Origin of the sequence: Streptococcus dentapri, assembly GCF_042649885.1 — a bacterium.
GTDB classification, from domain to species: Bacteria; Bacillota; Bacilli; order Lactobacillales; family Streptococcaceae; genus Streptococcus; species Streptococcus dentapri.
In genome coordinates, this window is the sequence record NZ_JBHSAC010000095.1 from 1 (window position 1) to 1,282 (window position 1,282).

2 protein-coding genes and 1 pseudogene are annotated in these 1,282 nt (G+C 41.8%); all 3 read right to left on the minus strand.

The genetic code is table 11. The annotated features are described in order from the left end of the window. Positions 1-90: 90 nt before the first annotated feature. Positions 91-372: a hypothetical protein gene (locus ACFOSE_RS09685; RefSeq protein WP_380432816.1), complete on the minus strand. Its 282-nt coding sequence runs from the start codon at positions 370-372 to the stop codon at positions 91-93. Positions 373-396: 24 nt separating this feature from the next. Continuing rightward, entirely contained in the window at positions 397-804 is a 408-nt protein-coding gene (locus tag ACFOSE_RS09690) for a hypothetical protein (RefSeq protein WP_380432818.1), read from the minus strand. Next, a pseudogene (locus tag ACFOSE_RS09695) lies at positions 786-1,282 on the minus strand (triacylglycerol lipase); the annotation flags it as partial. The pseudogene ACFOSE_RS09695 and the gene ACFOSE_RS09690, both read right to left, overlap by 19 nt.

Below are 1,282 nucleotides of genomic sequence, written 5' to 3' on the forward strand. Positions count from 1 at the left end.
TCTTTGTCTCCTTACTGTCTGGCACTTGACCGTTAATATCAAGATTCTGCCATCACTTATTATTAAGTCATTAATACTGTTATCTTATTCCTACAAATTATCATATCCAGAAGCTTTATCTTTAATAGCTTGCTGAATCATCTTTGAAAACTGCCCCTTGATATCTGTATCTAATTCACCAGCAATCGTTTTCAGTGATTCCTTGGTCTCACTGGCCGCTGTTTCAATCTTACTGTCATAGGTCTTCTTAATAGACTTGGGCTTCAATTTGTACTGAGCTGCTAATAATCTAATGTTTTCTTTTTCCAACTCTTTTTCAACATCCTCTAAATTCCCTGAGGTTAAATTATCGCTTGTTCCTTTTTTCCCCATTGGTCTCTCCTGTTCTAATAATGATTATTTCCCCTGATCTAATAGTTCTAAATCAATGCGGCGGCGCTCCGCATAAGCCTCTTGCAACTTTTCCTCAACTGCATTGTATTTTTTCTTATAGGTTTGTTCGAGTTCATCCAACTGATCATCACATTCTCGAAAAGCATGTAAAAACTGATTGTGACCTATATCAAGGTAAGCTTCAACTAGATTGGTCAGCTCTTGATATTCCTGAACCCCCCTTTGACGGAAATCATAAAGAGCTGTTTCATACTTGCTTTCCATCAGTGTGTTGAACTGGAGCTGACGCTCTGCATAAGTATCGATTTTTTCCTCTATAGCTCTTCGTTCATCACGATACCAATCATCTAGCTGATAAAGGTCTTCTTCCAGGCCGCTAACTTTACGGCATATTAATTCCCATTGATCCATCCGGTAATATCTCCTGCCAGTGTTTCATCCTGCGCTATCAGTTCCTGTATCCCCGTCTCAATTTGGCTCCCCAAGGCGGTAAAGGTAGCCATCAATGTCTGAGAGGCGGTGACTTTCTCATTAAAATGGGTTTTCACACTATCTACAATGGTATCATAGGTCACTCCCTCTTCCGCATAGACGGCCATAATTTCTTCGTCGGTCAGCTTTTCTACCATCATCGGCCGTTTTTTGATCTCTTTCCAAGTTTCTTCTGCTTCCGCAACGGCCGCATCTGCCTTGCTTTTGATGCTTTCATGACCGATTTGAGCCGCAATTCCCAAGCCTTGGGCAACGGCACTGGCAGACAGGTAGTCCAAGAAAATCGTCTCATTGCTAGAATAGCCGCCCTCCTTGAGCTTAGACTTCATGCCTTGAAACCCTTGATCCATATAGTCTGAGACAGTTGTTTCCACAGCGTCATAGAGATGGGCTTCAT